The sequence below is a fragment of the Streptomyces sp. NPDC002602 genome, from assembly GCF_042889445.1.
In the GTDB taxonomy this organism is placed as follows: domain Bacteria; phylum Actinomycetota; class Actinomycetes; order Streptomycetales; family Streptomycetaceae; genus Streptomyces.
Map to the genome: position 1 here is coordinate 904,816 of NZ_JBIAQX010000001.1, position 14,928 is coordinate 919,743.

Below are 14,928 nucleotides of genomic sequence, written 5' to 3' on the forward strand. Positions count from 1 at the left end.
CTTGACCAACGTATTGGTCTATGCCAATTTCAAGCCATCTGAGATCCATCCCCAGAAGGTGACCCTCGTGAAGATGCGCTTCCTCGCCATGTGCACCGTTCTCGCGGCCGCGACCGCCCTCACCGGCTGCAGTCAGGTGGCCGGATCCGAAGGTGCGCCCGAGAAGGTGACGCTCTGGTTGATGAAGGGCAGCGCCTCGGACGACTTCATCGCGAAGTTCACCGCCGACTTCGAGAAGGAGCACGCCGGCATCGACCTGGAGGTCAAGATCCAGGAATGGACGGGCATCGGCGACAAGGTCAACGCCGTCCTCAAGGGCACGAGCAAGGACAGCGCCGACGTCATCGAGGTCGGCAACACCCAGGTGGCCCAGTACGTCGAGACCGGCGGCATCTCCGAAGTCACCATGGACGGACTGCGCGACTGGGACAGCAGGCACTGGCTCAAGGGCCTCTCCGACCCGGGAAGCGTCGACGGGGCCCAGTACGGAGTGCCCTGGTACGCCGCCAACCGGGTGGTGATCTACAACAAGGAACTCTTCGCGAACGCCGGGATCACCACCCCGCCGAAGACCCGTCAGGACTGGATCCAGGCGACCCGGCGGCTCGACAAGGGCGAACAGCAGGGCATCTACCTGCCCGGCCAGAACTGGTACGTCCTCGCCGGCTTCATCTGGGACGAGGGCGGCGAACTCGCGGTGCAGACCAACGGCGAGTGGGCGGGCGCGCTCGACGACGAGAAGGCCCTGAACGCCATGGAGTTCTACAAGCAGCTCCAGGGACTCGGCGACGGCCCCAAGGACGCCGACGAGGAGACGCCCCCGCAATCCGAGGTCTTCGCGCGCGGCCGGATCGCCCAGATCATCGGCCCGCCGAGCCAGGCGGCGGCGATAGAGGCCGCCAACCCGGCCCTGAAGGACAAGCTCGGCTTCTTCCCCATCCCGGGAAAGAGCGCCGAGAAGCCCGGCGCCGTCTTCACCGGCGGATCCGACCTGATCATCCCGGAGAAGGCGGGGAGTCGTGAGCACGCCGTGGACCTGATCACGGCGCTCGTCAGCGAGAAGTGGCAGACCGAACTCGCCACCACCATGAGCTACGTCCCCAACAAGACCACCCTCGCCCACGTGGTCGAGGGCAACGAGGGCGCCGCCACCATGGCCGTCGGCGCCGCCCAGGGACGGGCCACCCCGCAGTCGGCGCGATGGGCCGAGGTCGAGGCCGAGAACCCCATCAAGCCGTACATGACGGCCGCGCTCACCGGCCAGGACCCCAAGCGGGCCGCGAGGACCGCCTCGGAGTCCATCAGCCGGATCCTCGGCTCCGACCACTGACGCGGCTCCGACACGGACCCTGCCTCACGGCCCGCCCGCGCGTCCGCCGAGTTCAGCGTCCGCACATCCGGCCGCCGCTGAGCGGTCATGTCGAATCCAGCCGGTCACGGAAGAAGTAAAGGAGCCAGGCCACCAACCTGCCGGCCTGGCTCTCCGTGCCCGGATCAGGAGCAGCCATGACCATCGCACCCCTGTCCCCGTCCCCCCTCGCGCCCCCCGCCCTCCCCGCAGCCCCCGCCGCCCCTCTCGCCCCGGCGCTCCCCGCCGACCGCACCGCGCCCGCGAGCCCCCGGTACGCCGTCCGGCTCGCCCGCGACGAGGACGAGGTACGAGCCGCCCAGCGACTGCGCCACCAGGTCTTCGCCGGGGAACTCGGCGCCCGCCTCGACCGGGCCGAGCCCGGGCTGGACGTCGACGCCTTCGACGCCTACTGCGACCACCTCCTCGTCGTCGACGAGGAGAGCGAGCAGGTCGTCGGCACCTACCGGCTGCTCCCTCCGGAACGCGCCGCCGTCGCGGGCCGCCTCTACTCCGAGGCGGAGTTCGACCTCGGCGCGCTGGCCCCCATCCGCCACGACCTCGTCGAGGTCGGCCGGTCCTGCGTCCACCCCGACCACCGCAACGGCGCCGTCATCGCCCTGATCTGGGCCGGCCTCGCCCGCTACATGGACCGCTCCGGCCACAACTGGCTCGCGGGCTGCTGCTCCGTCCCGCTCGCCGACGGCGGGGTGCTGGCCGCCGCCACCCGGGAGACCGTCCTGCGACGCAACCTGGCCCCCGAGGAGTACCGGGTCACCCCGCACCTGCCCTGGAGCCCCGAGGGTGTCACCGTCCCCGGCCGGCAGGAGCTGCCCCCGCTGCTGCGCGGCTACCTGCGCCTGGGCGCCTGGGTCTGCGGGGAGCCCGCGCTGGACGCCGAGTTCGGCTGCGCCGACCTGTACGTACTGCTCTCCCTGCGCCGGACCAACCCCCGCTACCTCAACCACTTCCTCTCGCTCGCCCCGGGCGCATGAACGCCTGGCTGCCCACCGCGCCCTGCACCCCCGAGGCCTGCGCCGGCCACGAGGGTCCGACGGCGAGCGTCCCGCACGCGGTGCTCCGCCTCGCCGGCGCCGTGGCCCTCGTCCTCCTCGCCGTCCTGGCCGCCGCGCCCGTACGGCTGCTCCCGGACCGCCCCCGACACGCCCTCGTACGGGGCTGGTCGGCGGCGCTGCTCGCCGCCCTGGGCGTACGGATCACCGTCCACGGAAGCCCCGGCGCGGGCGGCGGCCGGCTGATCGTCGCCAACCACATCTCCTGGCTCGACATCCCGCTCGTGGCCGCCGTGCTGCCCTGCCGGATGCTGGCCAAGAGCGAGATCGGCGCCTGGCCCGTGCTGGGTCCGCTCGCCGCCCGGGCCGGAACCCTGTTCATCGAACGGGACCGGATCAGGGCCCTGCCCGACACGGTCGCGGCCATGACCCGGGCGCTGCGCGCCGGGGACCGGGTCACCGTCTTCCCCGAGGGGTCCACCTGGTGCGGTCGGGCCCAGGGGCCGTTCCGGCGGGCCGCGTTCCAGTCGGCGTTGGACGCGCGCGTGCCCGTACAGCCGATCCGGCTCGCGTACCGGCTGTCGGGAGGCGAAGGCCCTGCCGGGAGCCTCGCCGGGGCGCCCGCCTTCGTCGGGGACGACCCGTTGACGGCCTCCCTGTGGCGCATCGTCCGCGCCCGGGGGGTGCGGGCCGAGGTGTGGTTGTTGCCGCGGATCCCGCCGGGCCGGCACGGGGACCGGCGGGACCTCGCGGCGGCGGCGCAGGAGGCTGTCCACGCGAGGGCCGCGCGACCCGTAGCGGTTCCGCGGCCCGTTCGCGCCGCGGAACCCGTGCGAGGGGCGCGGCCCGTCCGGACCGCACCCCTCCTGCCGGGCGTCCCCACTCAGGCCGCCGGGCCCTCCGCCACCGACAGGGACAGCGCGAAGCGGCCCGCCGCGTCCGTCCACCACTGGGTCAACTCGAGTCCGGCCGAAGCCAGTTCCTCGCGCACACCCTCCTGACGGAACTTCGCCGAGATCTCCGTCAGGATCTCCTCACCGGCCCTGAAGGGCACCACCATGTCCAGGGCCCGGATCTTCACCACCGCCTCCGAACGGGACCGCAGCCGCATCTCGATCCACTCGTGTTCCTTGTTCCACACCGCCACGTGGGTGAACTCGGCGGTGTGGAAGTCCGCGCCCAACTCGCGGTCGATCACGGCCAGTACGTTCTTGTTGAACTCCGCCGTCACCCCCTGCGCGTCGTCGTACGCCGCGACCAGGACGGCCTCGTCCTTGACGAGGTCGGTACCCATCAGCAGCGCGTCACCGGGCGACAGCATCGCCCGTACGGACGCCAGGAACGCGGCCCGCTCCGGCGGCAACAGGTTCCCGATCGTGCCGCCGAGGAACACCACCAGGCGGGGCCCGGGGGAGTCCGGCAGCCGCAGCGGCCGTGTGAAGTCCGCCACCAACGCGTGGACCTTCAAGCCGGGATGCTCCGCCAACAGGGTGTCCGCCGCGCCCCGCAGGGCGCTCTCGCTGACGTCCACCGGGATGTACGTCTCCAGCGCGGGCATCGCCTCGATCAGGTGCCGGGTCTTCTCGGAGGAGCCGGAGCCCAACTCCACCAGCGTGCGGGCGCCGCTCTCCGTCGCGATCTCCCGGGCCCGCTCCAGCAGGATCTCCCGCTCGGCGCGCGTCGGGTAGTACTCGGGCAACCGGGTGATGTCCTCGAAGAGTTCACTGCCCCGGGCGTCGTAGAACCACTTGGGCGGCAACTTCTTGGGGGAGCCGGTCAGTCCGCCGCGCACGTCGGTGCGCAGCGCCTTCTCCGCGGCGTTCTCGTCGAGGGTCCGGGTCAACTGGAAATCACTCACGGTCGGCTCTCCTTGAGCGGGGTCAGATCGACCCTCGTGCGGGTTGCGGTCAGCAGGGTCCGGTCGGGTACTTCGCACCAGCGGGGGTCGTCGTCGTGCGGCTCGGACGCCACGACCACGCGCCCGGCGCGCGGATCCGCCAGATACCAGAGGGAATCGCCCCAGGCGGTCGCGGCGATCGTGGCGCCGTCGGTCAACAACAGGTTGAGCCGTGAGGCGGGGGCGGCCGAGGCCAGGTCCCGGACGGGACCGGCGAGGGCGGAGCCGAGGTCGTCCCCGGCGCGCAGGCGGTGCAGGACCAGCGCCCAGATCAGCGCCGAGTCCGTGCGCGCGGCGAGTTGCAGCAGCTCCTCCACCGGCAGCCCGGCGGCGACCGGGGCCGCCGACTCCGGCCAGTCCCGCACCGAGCCGTTGTGGCTGAAGAGCCACCGCCCGGCCGAGAACGGCGCGGCCGCGGCCTCCCCGTCCGCCCCAGCCAGCGTGGCGTCCCGTACGGCGGCCAACACGGCGCCGCTGCGTACCACGCGGGTGAGGTCGGCGAAGGTGAGGTCGCCCCAGATCGGGCCGGCCCGCCGGTAGCGGGCCGGCACCGGGTCGCCCTCCGCGTACCAGCCGATGCCGAAGCCGTCGGCGTTCACCGTGCCGTTGCGCTGCCGGCGCGGCGCCCAGGACTGCCGTACGAGGGAGTGCTCCGGTTCGCTCAGCAGCCTCCCGAGGCTCACCACCGGCCCGAGATAGGCGAGGTGGCGACACATCAGGCATCATCCCGAGCGGTGCGGAACCCGGCGAAGATCTGCCGGCGCACCGGCAGGTCCCAGTTGCGGAACGTGCCCCGGCAGGCCACCTGGTCCACCGCGAAGGACCCGCCCCGGAGCACCTTGTGCTCGGGGCCGAAGAACACCTCCGAGTACTCCCGGTAGGGGAACGCGCGGAACCCCGGGTAGGGGAGGAAGTCGGACGCCGTCCACTCCCACACGTCGCCGATCAGCTGACGCACCCCGAGGGGGGAGGCCCCGGCCGGATAGCTGCCCGCGGGGGCCGGGCGCAGGTGGCGCTGCCCCAGGTTCGCGTGCGCCGGGGTCGGGTCGGCGTCGCCCCACGGGTACCGGGTGGAGCGGCCCGTGCCCGGGTCGTGGCGGGCGGCCTTCTCCCACTCGGTCTCGGTGGGCAGCCTGCGCCCGGCCCAGCGGGCGTACGCGTCCGCCTCGTACCAACTGACGTGCAGCACGGGCTCGTCGCCCGGCACCGCCTCGGTGACGCCGAAGCGACGGCGCGACCACGTCTCGCCCTCCCGGTGCCAGAACAACGGGGCCTCGATCCCGTGCGCCCGGATCTGTTCCCAGCCCTCGGCGGCCCACCAGCGGGACTCGCGGTAGCCGCCGTCCGCCATGAACGCCTGGTAGTCGGCATTGGTCACCGGAGCCGTGTCGATCCAGTACGGCGCGGTGTCCCGGGTGTGTGCGGGCCGCTCGTTGTCCAGCGACCAGGGCTCGGCGGAGGTTCCCATCGTGAACGGCCCGCCGGGCACCAGCACTTCTCTCGCGGACAGAGGCGGGCCCTGCGGCGGATCCGGGTCCGGGGCGGTCAACACCGCGGCTCCCCGTCTCAGCTGATGCGTGATCAACATCGTCTCGTCGTGCTGCTGTTCGTGCTGGGCGATCATCCCGAAGACATAGCCGCCGGACAGCAGGTCCGTACCCTCCAGCGGGGTGCGCTCCAGCAGGTCGAAGACCCGTCCGCGCACCTCCGCCGCGTACCGGCGGGCCTCATCGGGCCCCAGGAGCGGCAACTTCGGCCGCTCGGACCGAGGATGCTCGAACGCGTCGTAGAGCGGGTCGATCTCGGGACGCATCGACTCGCGGCCGGCGACGTTGCGCAGCAGCCAGAGCTCCTCCATGTTCCCGATGTGCGCCAGGTCCCAGACCAGCGGGGACATCAGGGGGGAGTGCTGCGCGGTCAGGTCCCGGTCGCTCACGGTCTCGGTCAGCCCGGCGGTACGGGCGCGGGCGGCGGTCAGGGCCGCCACGGCTCGCTCGCGGAGTATCTCGGGGTGTATGTCGGTGGTCACGGGCGTGCGTCCTTCCCGGCGGGCTGCCGCTGTTCCTCTTCGTCGTCCGCGGGGCAGCGGCCGCGCAGTACGTAACGCTCGGTGAAGGCGCCCACCTCGTCCCGGACGTGTGTGCTCGCCCCGAGCCGGGGGAGCGCCTCGCCCGCCGCCAGGAAACAGGCGACGGCGGCCGACCGCAGCTCCGGATCGGCGAGCCCCGCGCGGGCGGCGGACCGCCACAGGGGGTTGCGGGGCGCGCTCTCGGTCCCGTACGCGTCCGACAGCGCCTTCGACACCCGGTACGCGGTCTCCGCGGCCTCCGGGTCGTCGAACAGCGCGTGCACCACGGCCACCGGCACGACCCAGCCGTGCTCGCCGGGCTGCGCGTCGATCATCCGCAGTTCCAGGTGGCCGCGCGGTCGGATCGGCGGGAACAGCGTGGTCAGGTGGTACTCCAGGTCCTCGGCGGTGGGGGGCCGCGGGCCCGCGGCGGACGTCAGCCAGTCCCGGAAGGTCAGGCCGCGCGGGATCACCCAGGGCGCCCCGTCCCCGACGGACCGGACGCACATCACCTCGGTGTCCAGGGCGTGCCGGGTCCACGCGTCGCGGGGCTCCTCGTCCAGCGGCGGGGCCAGGGCGCGCCGCGAGTCGATGTCGTTCCAGATGCCCTGGCGGGCGCACCGCCAGCCGGCGTACGGGCCGTCCACGCCGGGGGAGTTGGCGAACGCCGCCACCAGGACCGCGCCCAGCAGGTGTGCGAGCCGCCAACGCCGTCCGTACCCGAGCGGGCCGGGCTCCTCGTGGCCCGCGTCCACGCAGACCTGTACGGACGCGGAGGAGCGCATCATGGCCCGCCCGGCGGGACCCGTGCGGTCGAAGTACGTCTCCATCGCCTGATAGCGCGGGCTGTCCAGCATCCGGCGCAGGGGGCGCCGGGCGTCCTGCCCGAGGCCCCGCAGCACCAGGCCCTGCCGGTGCAGGACGCCCCGGACGGCCGTGAGGTCGGCCTGGAGGCCGTCCACGCAGTCCGTCAGGGAATCGGCCGGAGCCGAACTGAGCTCCAACTGGCCGCCGGGTTCGACGGTGAACCCGGAGTTCAGGGGCAGTGCGCCGGCCGCTTCGTGCGCGGCGGCGAGCCGGTCGGCGGACAGTGCGAGATCGGGCCGCTCGGCGTCCAGCACGAGCCATTCGAGTTCGGCGCCGAGCACACGAGGTGGACCCGTCTTGAAACAGATGCCGTGGAGGAGCACCTCGGCCGAGGCCTCGGTGAGGGGCTCGGGCGGGGGGTGGTGCACAGGCGGAGCAGGTGAGTCCTGGCGCATGACCGGATCCTCGTCTCCTGTCGTCGGCCGGCGCTGTCGTCGGCCGTGATGTCACCCGTGCCTACCCGTCTGCGGGCCACAAATTCCATTGCCGTTCGAGGGGCTCGACCTGAGGATTGCGGGGTGAGCAGCAGACTGCGTGAAATCGCGCGGGAGAACGCGACGATCCTTGCGGCCGGGGCGTACCGGACACGGACGGGACGGCAGATCTCCCTGGCCGCCGCCCTGGCGGAAGCCAAGGCAGGAACCAGAATATATGGACCAAACCGTCTCATTCCAGATGAAGACCCCCTCGAAAGGGAGGGGGAGACCGTCTTCGAGGTCACGGGCGAGAGCAGTACCGTCGCCGCCCGCCGGCTCGCGACAGACGCTCCGCCGGGGGTCCGGGTCGCCGTCCTGAACTTCGCCTCGGCCCGCAATCCCGGGGGTGGATACGTCCGCGGCGCCAAGGCCCAGGAGGAAGCCCTGTGCCGCGCCTCGGCCCTGTACGAGACCCTGTTGCAGGCTCCCGAGTACTACGAGGTCCACCGCGCGGGAAAGAGCACCTTCTACACCGACCGGGTGATTCACTCGCCCGCCGTCCCCGTTTTCCGCGACGACCGGGGCCTGCTCCTGGAGACCCCCTTCCAGGTCGCCTTCCTCACCTCCCCGGCCCCCAACGCGGGCACCATCCGCCGCCAGGAACCGGAGCGCGCCCACGAGATCCCGGGCGCCCTGGCGCGAAGGGCCGAGCTGGTCCTGGAGGTGGCGGCGCTCCACGGCCACCGGCGACTGGTGCTGGGGGCCTGGGGGTGCGGGGTCTTCCGCAACGAGCCCGCGGCCGTGGCCGAGGCCTTCCGGGAACTGCTCACCGGCCGCTTCGACGGCGTCTTCGAACGGGTCGTCTTCGGAGTGCTGGACCGTACGCCCGAACCCCGCCAGGCATTCGAACGCGCGTTCGCCGGGCTGTGCGCCGAGCCGGGAAGCCCGGACCCCGGGCGCTGATCCGGCCGGCCCCCGCTCCGGGCCCGGTGCCTCCACGGCGCGGGGGCGGGGGCCCGCAGGCGCCCGGCTACTGCCAGCCGTACCGCTCGCGCAGCCGCTCCACCACCAACTGGAAGCGGACACGGTCCAACGCGCACGCCTCGCGCCGCATCCCCGACTCGTGCACCCTCAGCACCCGGTCCACCGCCACCCAGGACTCCCGCCCCGCGCCGTCCCACGGCCCGGTCCCGATCGGCACCCACTCCCGGTCGTGATCGTGCCGCTTGCTGGACAACTGCACGGCCAGCAGCGTGCTCCCGCCAGCCTCCCGGGCGACCACCAACACCGGCCGGTCCTTGCCCCGCCCGTCGTTCTCCTCGTACGGAACCCAGGTCCACACGATCTCGCCGGGATCCGGATCCCCGTCCTTGTCCGGCGCGTACTCGGTGCGCACCGGGCCGATGGCGCGCGGATCCGCCTCACGGGTCGCGGTGTCGCCGTCACGCCCGGGCTGCTCGACGTGACCGTTGCCGTGGTCGTTGTTCTGGTGGGAAAGTGCCGTCATTCCGGTGAGGTTACTGGTTCCGGCCACTTCGAGGCCCAGTCCTCGGCCGCCTCGACCTGGGCCGCCAGGGAGAGCAGCAGGGGCTCCGCGTGGGCGGGACCCAGCAGTTGGGCGCCCAGGGGGAGACCGTCCGGGGTGAACCCGGCCGGGATGTTGACACCCGGCCAACCGAGGACGTTCCACGTCCAGGCGTACGGGCACGCCGCGATCATCGCCCGGTCCGTCGCCAGCGCCCCCAGACCCGCGAGGGCGCCGATCCGCAGCGGCGGGGTGGCCGTGGTCGGGGTGAGCACGACGTCGAAGCGGTGGAAGATCTCCCCGACCCGGCGTTGCAGCACGGCTTCCGCCCGGCGGGAGACGCGCAGGGGCACACCGCCCAGGACGCGCCCCGTACGGACGGCCTCGTGAGTGCGCGGGTCCAGCAGCGAGGAGTCCGGTACGCGGGCCGCCAGATCCCGTACCCCGCTGGTCGCACGGGGCGCGAAGGTCAGGCCGATCGGTCCGTAGCGGGGATCCTCCTCGACCACCTCGTGCCCCAGCGACTCCAGCCGTGCGGCCAGCCGTTCCACCGCCGAACGCACCACGGGATCGAGGGACTTCGCCGTGGCGGTGAACGCCATGGCGAACGACAGGGCGATCCGCAGCCGGCGCGGTGCACGCCGCGTGGCCTCGACGGCCGAGATGGGCGCCGGACTGTGCAGGTCCCCGGCGTGCTGCCCGCTCGCCGCGTCGAGCAGCAGCGCCGCGTCGCCGACGGTACGGGCCAACACGCCGTTGACCGTCAGCCCGTTGAAGGACTCGGGTTCCGGCCAGGTGGAGATGCGCCCCCGCTGCGGCTTCACGCCGACCAGGTGGGTCCACGCGGAGGGAATGCGGACCGAGCCCGCCCCGTCGGACCCGAGCGCCGCCGGGACGAGTCCCGCGGCGACCGCGGCCGCCGAACCACCCGAGGAACCGCCGGGCGTGTAGGCGGTGTTCCACGGGTTGCGGGTGTCGCCGAACGCGTGCCCCTCGGTGAACGGCCACTGGCCCAGCTCAGGGGTCTGGGTCTTGCCGACGATGATCGCGCCGGCCGCGCGCAGCCTGCGTACGGCCTCGCTGTCGGCGTGCTTCGGCGGGAAGGCCCCCGCGCTGCCGAAGGCGGTCGGCTCCCCGGCGACGTCCATGTCGTCCTTGACGGCGATCGGCACTCCGAGCAGCGGGAGCCGCTCGCCGGCCGCCAGCCGTCGGTCCGCGTCGTCGGCCTCCGCGAGCGCGGCCTCCGTCCGTACGACTCGGAACGCGTTGAGCGCGGGCTGGGCGGCCGCGATCCGCTCCAGGGTCCGCTCGATCAACCCGCGTGCGGTGACGCTGCCTTCGGCGAGCGCGCTCACCGTGTCCGACAACCCCGCGGAGACCCGCGGGGCCGAGCCAACCGAATCCAGCGATGACGCCGACATCGGACCTCCCCCTTACCGATCGGTAGGAACGACGGTAACGGGGAGGAGCGCAGAGTCGCCAGACCCGGCCCTCCAGGGAGCTCAAGAACTCCTCGAAGCCGTCCCGATGGATGGTGTGTCCGGCGCCCACCACCGAACGGACCTCGAAGCCGCGCTCCTTGATGACGGGTGGGGTCAGGGGAGCGCGGGTGTCGAAGGGGTCGGTCAGGTCGCGGTCAACGGACGCCGCGGATGGGTTTCACCGCGAGGGCGCCCGCCACGGCCAGGACGGCGGCGACGACGAACAGCGCGGTGTAGCCTCCGCTGACCGACACGACCACCGAGGCGATGAAGGGCGCGATGATCTGCGGCCCCGCGTTGGCGATGTTGAGCACGCCCATGTCCCGGGCCGCGTCCTCGGCCTTGGGGAGCACCATGGTCACCAGCGCCGTGTCCACGGCCATGTAGCAGCCGAAGGCGAGCCCGTTGACCGCGGAGAAGACCAGCATCGCCGTCCAACTGGTGGAGACGGCCGGAATCACCAGGGCCAATGCGGACAGCAGCGCGGACGCGCCGACGAAGAGCTTGCGGCGGTCGAACCGGTCGGACAGCCAACCGCCGAGCACCGTGGAGGCCACCATGGCCACGCTGGTCAACGGCATCATCACGGCCACCGCCGCCTCCGGCTTCATCCCCGCGGGCAGCACGGTGTGGTCCTGGAGGATGTACAACTGGTAGCCGCTCACGGAGAAGTAGCCGAGCACGAGCAGTGCCCGTCCGATGAACGCCCATCGGAAGTCGTGGTCGCCGAGCGCGCTCGCGAAGGCGGCGAGCTGGGCCCGGACCGGCAGGGGGTCGCGGGCCGGCAGTCGTTCCTCCCGGGCGCAGGCGGTGAACAGCACCGCGGCCCCCGCGACGATCGCGCCGAACACGAGGTATCCGGTGCGGTAGTCCTCGGAGAAGGTGGCGCCGAGCAGGGCGCCGAGAGTGGATCCGAAGGGCAGTCCGAGCCCGACGGCGGCGGAGGCCTTGCCGCGGGCGGTCACCGGGATCCGGTCGGGAACCACGGAGGTGATGGCCGCCTGGTAGACGTTCATGACGGCCTGGCCGAGGCACCAGGCGATCGTGATCAGCAGGATCGTGTCGGCGAACCCCAGCAGGAACATGGCCGGGAGCGCGGCGAGTCCACCGCCCAGGATCCACGGATCGCGCCGTCCGCTGCGGTCGGACAGGGCGCCCGCGACCGGATTGAAGATCGTCGCGAAGACGGCCGAGACCCCCGCGATCAGGCCGAAGTTGGCGACCTTGTGGGCGGGGTCGACGTCCTCGACCTGGAGGGCGAGCAGGATGCCGGCGACACCGATGTACAGGGAGTACATGGCGGTGTTGCCGAGGAGCAGGAGCGGGAGCAGGCCGCGTCCGGGGCCGGACTTCGAGGGTCTCTCGGACGCGTCGGGGGTGGCGCCGGCGGTGCCGGTGCCGGGGGAGGAAAGGGCCACGGTGCCCTCCTGGGCGGTGTCTGCGTGCGGCTGACGGGGATACGGAGGCATGGAGGGTGGTGCGAGTGCGCGCCGCCCTGTCGCGGTGGCGGGGTGCGACGGGACGCGGCAGGGCGGCGGCACGGCTGGACACGCGGGCCCACACCGCCGTCGAGCGGGGTGTGACAGCGGGGTTACACGTGTCAATGAATCGTGTAACCACTGTGTAGCACCCGTTTCCGGCCATCCGCCAGCCCTCGGACGCAACCGGTCTGGAAAGATGCGACGGCAATGTCTCAGTCATCGAAGCCGGCGAAGCCGCCCAAGTCGCCCAAGTCGCCGAACCCGGCGCCCGCGGCCCCCTCGCCCTCCACGCCGCCCCCCGCCCCCGCGTCGGCGCCCTCCCCCGCGCCCGTGCCGGAACACGTGCCGGAACCGGTACCGGAACCCGTGCCGACCAGCGCCGACGTCGCCCGCCTCGCGGGCGTCTCGCGCGCGACGGTCTCGTACGTACTGAACAACGCGGAAGCCGTGCGCATCAGCGAGCCCACCCGGCGCAAGGTCCGCGCGGCCGCCGAGGAACTCGGGTACGTCCCGCACGCCGCCGCCCGCAGCCTGCGCGCCGGGCACACCCGGATCGTCCTGCTGCCCACCTCCCACGTGCCGATCGGCCCGCTGTACAGCACCTTCCTCAACGAACTCCAGTGGGCCCTGCGCCGCCTCGACTACACCGTCGTGCAATACGGCAGTCTCGGCCTCGGTGGGGACGAGGCGGCCCGAGCCTGGGCCGAACTGCGACCCGTCGCGGTGATCTCGCTCGGGGAGATCACCCTGTCCGCGCGCAACGTCGCCACCCTCAAGCGGGCCGGTGCCCGCGCGGTGATCACCCTCGGCCCGGTCGGCGTGCCCGGCGCGCACGCGCTGGTGATGGACCAGGCGGAGGTCGGCGTCCGGGCCGCATCCCACCTGGTGGAGCGGGGTCGGCGCCGGATCGGTGTGATCGTCCCCGAGGAGAGCGGCCTGGAACTGTTCTCCACGCCCCGACTGGCCGGGGCCCGCTCGGTGGCCGGCGCCGAGGTCGAGGTGCTGACGATGGCCTACACCGAGGAGTCGGCCGGGGCGCTCGCCGCCCGCTGGGCAACGCTCGGGCTGGACGCGGTCTTCGCGTACAACGACGAGTACGCCATGTTGCTGATGCGGGCCTTGCAGGACGCGGGGCTGCGCGTCCCCGAGGACGTGGCCGTCATGGGCGCCGACGACCTGCTGATCGGGCGACTGCTGCGGCCGAGACTGAGCACCGTGGCACTCGAACTGCCGACGGGGGACCACCTGGCCTCCCTGGTGGACGCGGCGGTGCGGGAACCGGCCGAGATCGCGGAGCGGCACGACCTGATGGCCGCCACGGCCGTCCACCGCGAGTCCACCTGACACGGCGGGCCCTCGATCCCACGGGTCGCCGGTCGGGGGCCCGGGGCCCGCGGGTCGGCCGGCCTCCCGTCCCCTGCGCGCCGCGGACCGCGATCGGGCCGCCCCGGGCCCCCGCGCGGCCGCGCGGGGGCGGGGAACCGTTGACAGGCGGTGATCGCCGGACGGAGACTGCGGGCGCGCCCCACCGGGCGCACCCGGCGTCGCGGGCCGGTGCCGACACCGGCGCCGTCGCGGCGCCGCCCGTACGGATCCGCCCAGGAGAGACCCCATGAGCATCCGCACCGTCCGCGACGTGTACGTCGTCGACGCCGTCCGCACCCCGATCGGCAAGTTCGGCGGGGCCCTGGCCGGGGTCCGGCCGGACGACCTGGCCGCCCACGTGGTTCGCGCGCTGGTGGACCGTACGCCCGATCTCGACCCGGCCCGCATCGACGACGTCGTGTTCGGCGACGCCAACGGCGCGGGCGAGGACAACCGGGACGTCGCACGGATGGCGGTGCTCCTCGCCGGGCTGCCCGTCACCGTTCCCGGTGTCACGGTCAACCGGCTCTGCGGCTCCGGTCTCGAAGCCGTGATCCAGGCCGCCCGGGCCATCGCGCTCGGGGACGCGTCCGTCGCCATCGCCGGCGGCGTGGAGTCGATGAGCCGCGCCCCCTGGGTGGTGCAGAAGCCGGAGCGGGCCTTCCCCGCCGGACACCAGCAGATGTGGTCCACCACCCTCGGCTGGCGGATGACGAACCCGCGCATGCCGGCCGAGTGGACCGGCTCGCTCGGCGAGGGCGCCGAACTCATCGCGGAGAAGCACGGGATCACGCGCGAGGCACAGGACCTCTTCGCCCTGGACAGCCACCGCAAGGCCGCCGCCGCCTGGACCTCGGGGCTGTACGCCGACGAGGTCGTGCCGTACCCGGGCGCCGACCTGACCCGCGACGAGTCGATCCGGGAGGGTTCCACACCCGAGGCGCTCGCCCGCCTGAAGCCGGCGTTCCGTTCGGACGGCTCCGGGACCGTCACCGCCGCGAACGCCTCTCCCCTGAACGACGGCGCCGCCGCGCTGCTGCTGACCGACGAGGCAGGCCTGGCGGCCACCGGCAGGGAGCCGCTGGCCCGGATCAGCGCGTCCGCCGTCACCGGCATCGAGCCTCAACTGTTCGGCCTGGGGCCGGTGGACGCGGTGGCGCGGGCGCTGTCGAAGGCCGGCCGCGATCTGTCCGACCTCGGCGTCCTGGAGTTGAACGAGGCCTTCGCCGCACAGGCGTTGGGCTGCCTGGCGGCCTGGCCGGAACTGGACCCGACGAAGGTCAACCCGCGCGGCGGAGCCATCGCGATCGGCCACCCCCTCGGAGCCTCGGGAGCGCGACTGGCGGGTTCGGTCGCGCACCAACTCGCGGCGGCCGGCTCGGGAACCGGCATGGCGGCGCTGTGCATCGGGGTGGGGCAGGGCATCGCGCTGGTCCTGGAGCGCTGAACCGGCGGTCGTGGGCGGGC

At 73.1% G+C, this 14,928-nt stretch carries 13 protein-coding genes; 6 read left to right on the top strand and 7 right to left on the bottom strand.

From position 1 onward, the window contains the following. The first annotated feature begins 67 nt into the window (after positions 1-67). The 3 genes from ACFYW3_RS03635 to ACFYW3_RS03645 all read left to right on the top strand — a co-directional run bounded on the left by ACFYW3_RS03635 (position 68) and on the right by ACFYW3_RS03645 (position 3,362). Entirely contained in the window at positions 68-1,330 is a 1,263-nt protein-coding gene (locus ACFYW3_RS03635) for an extracellular solute-binding protein (RefSeq protein WP_389385400.1), read from the top strand. 176 nt (positions 1,331-1,506) lie between these two features. After that, complete coding sequence (locus tag ACFYW3_RS03640) at positions 1,507-2,343, top strand: GNAT family N-acetyltransferase (RefSeq protein WP_389385401.1); 837 nt, start codon at positions 1,507-1,509, stop codon at positions 2,341-2,343. Then, entirely contained in the window at positions 2,340-3,362 is a 1,023-nt protein-coding gene (locus ACFYW3_RS03645; protein ID WP_389385402.1) for a lysophospholipid acyltransferase family protein, read from the top strand. Before ACFYW3_RS03640 ends, ACFYW3_RS03645 begins: the two co-directional genes overlap by 4 nt. On the opposite strand, the gene egtD is transcribed toward ACFYW3_RS03645, so the two are convergent. Genes egtD through egtA form a run of 4 tightly spaced genes read right to left on the bottom strand, consistent with a single transcriptional unit; the run spans position 3,245 to position 7,588 of the window. Beyond that, positions 3,245-4,219 carry an L-histidine N(alpha)-methyltransferase gene (egtD, locus tag ACFYW3_RS03650; RefSeq protein ID WP_351752273.1) on the bottom strand — a complete coding sequence of 325 codons (975 nt, stop codon included), beginning with the start codon at positions 4,217-4,219 and terminating at the stop codon, positions 3,245-3,247. The genes ACFYW3_RS03645 and egtD overlap by 118 nt on opposite strands. After that, positions 4,216-4,974, bottom strand: a complete 759-nt coding sequence (gene egtC, locus ACFYW3_RS03655; protein ID WP_351752271.1) for an ergothioneine biosynthesis protein EgtC — start codon at positions 4,972-4,974, stop codon at positions 4,216-4,218. The genes egtD and egtC overlap by 4 nt, the downstream gene beginning before the upstream one ends. Next, a complete protein-coding gene (gene egtB / locus ACFYW3_RS03660) occupies positions 4,974-6,287 on the bottom strand; it encodes an ergothioneine biosynthesis protein EgtB (RefSeq protein WP_389385403.1) in 1,314 nt (437 codons plus the stop codon). Before egtB ends, egtC begins: the two co-directional genes overlap by 1 nt. Next, positions 6,284-7,588 carry an ergothioneine biosynthesis glutamate--cysteine ligase EgtA gene (gene egtA, locus ACFYW3_RS03665; protein WP_389385404.1) on the bottom strand — a complete coding sequence of 435 codons (1,305 nt, stop codon included), beginning with the start codon at positions 7,586-7,588 and terminating at the stop codon, positions 6,284-6,286. The genes egtB and egtA overlap by 4 nt, the downstream gene beginning before the upstream one ends. A gap of 123 nt (positions 7,589-7,711) precedes the next feature. Between egtA and ACFYW3_RS03670 the strand changes: the two genes are divergently transcribed. After that, positions 7,712-8,572, top strand: coding sequence for a TIGR02452 family protein (locus ACFYW3_RS03670; RefSeq protein WP_389385405.1), 861 nt, complete (start codon positions 7,712-7,714; stop codon positions 8,570-8,572). A 67-nt stretch (positions 8,573-8,639) separates the two neighbouring features. On the opposite strand, the gene ACFYW3_RS03675 is transcribed toward ACFYW3_RS03670, so the two are convergent. The 3 genes from ACFYW3_RS03675 to ACFYW3_RS03685 all read right to left on the bottom strand — a co-directional run bounded on the left by ACFYW3_RS03675 (position 8,640) and on the right by ACFYW3_RS03685 (position 12,033). Then, complete coding sequence (locus tag ACFYW3_RS03675) at positions 8,640-9,116, bottom strand: type II toxin-antitoxin system PemK/MazF family toxin (RefSeq protein ID WP_389385406.1); 477 nt, start codon at positions 9,114-9,116, stop codon at positions 8,640-8,642. Further along, positions 9,113-10,555 carry an amidase gene (locus ACFYW3_RS03680; protein WP_389385407.1) on the bottom strand — a complete coding sequence of 481 codons (1,443 nt, stop codon included), beginning with the start codon at positions 10,553-10,555 and terminating at the stop codon, positions 9,113-9,115. Before ACFYW3_RS03680 ends, ACFYW3_RS03675 begins: the two co-directional genes overlap by 4 nt. Before the next feature lie 215 nt (positions 10,556-10,770). Continuing rightward, complete coding sequence (locus tag ACFYW3_RS03685) at positions 10,771-12,033, bottom strand: MFS transporter (protein ID WP_389385408.1); 1,263 nt, start codon at positions 12,031-12,033, stop codon at positions 10,771-10,773. A gap of 270 nt (positions 12,034-12,303) precedes the next feature. Here ACFYW3_RS03685 and ACFYW3_RS03690 point away from each other — a divergent pair, with 270 nt between their 5' ends. Next, positions 12,304-13,440: a LacI family DNA-binding transcriptional regulator gene (locus ACFYW3_RS03690; RefSeq protein WP_389385409.1), complete on the top strand. Its 1,137-nt coding sequence runs from the start codon at positions 12,304-12,306 to the stop codon at positions 13,438-13,440. A 268-nt stretch (positions 13,441-13,708) separates the two neighbouring features. Then, positions 13,709-14,908 (top strand): thiolase family protein, encoded by a 1,200-nt coding sequence (locus ACFYW3_RS03695; RefSeq protein ID WP_389385410.1) that lies wholly within the window; start codon positions 13,709-13,711, stop codon positions 14,906-14,908. Positions 14,909-14,928: the final 20 nt, after the last annotated feature.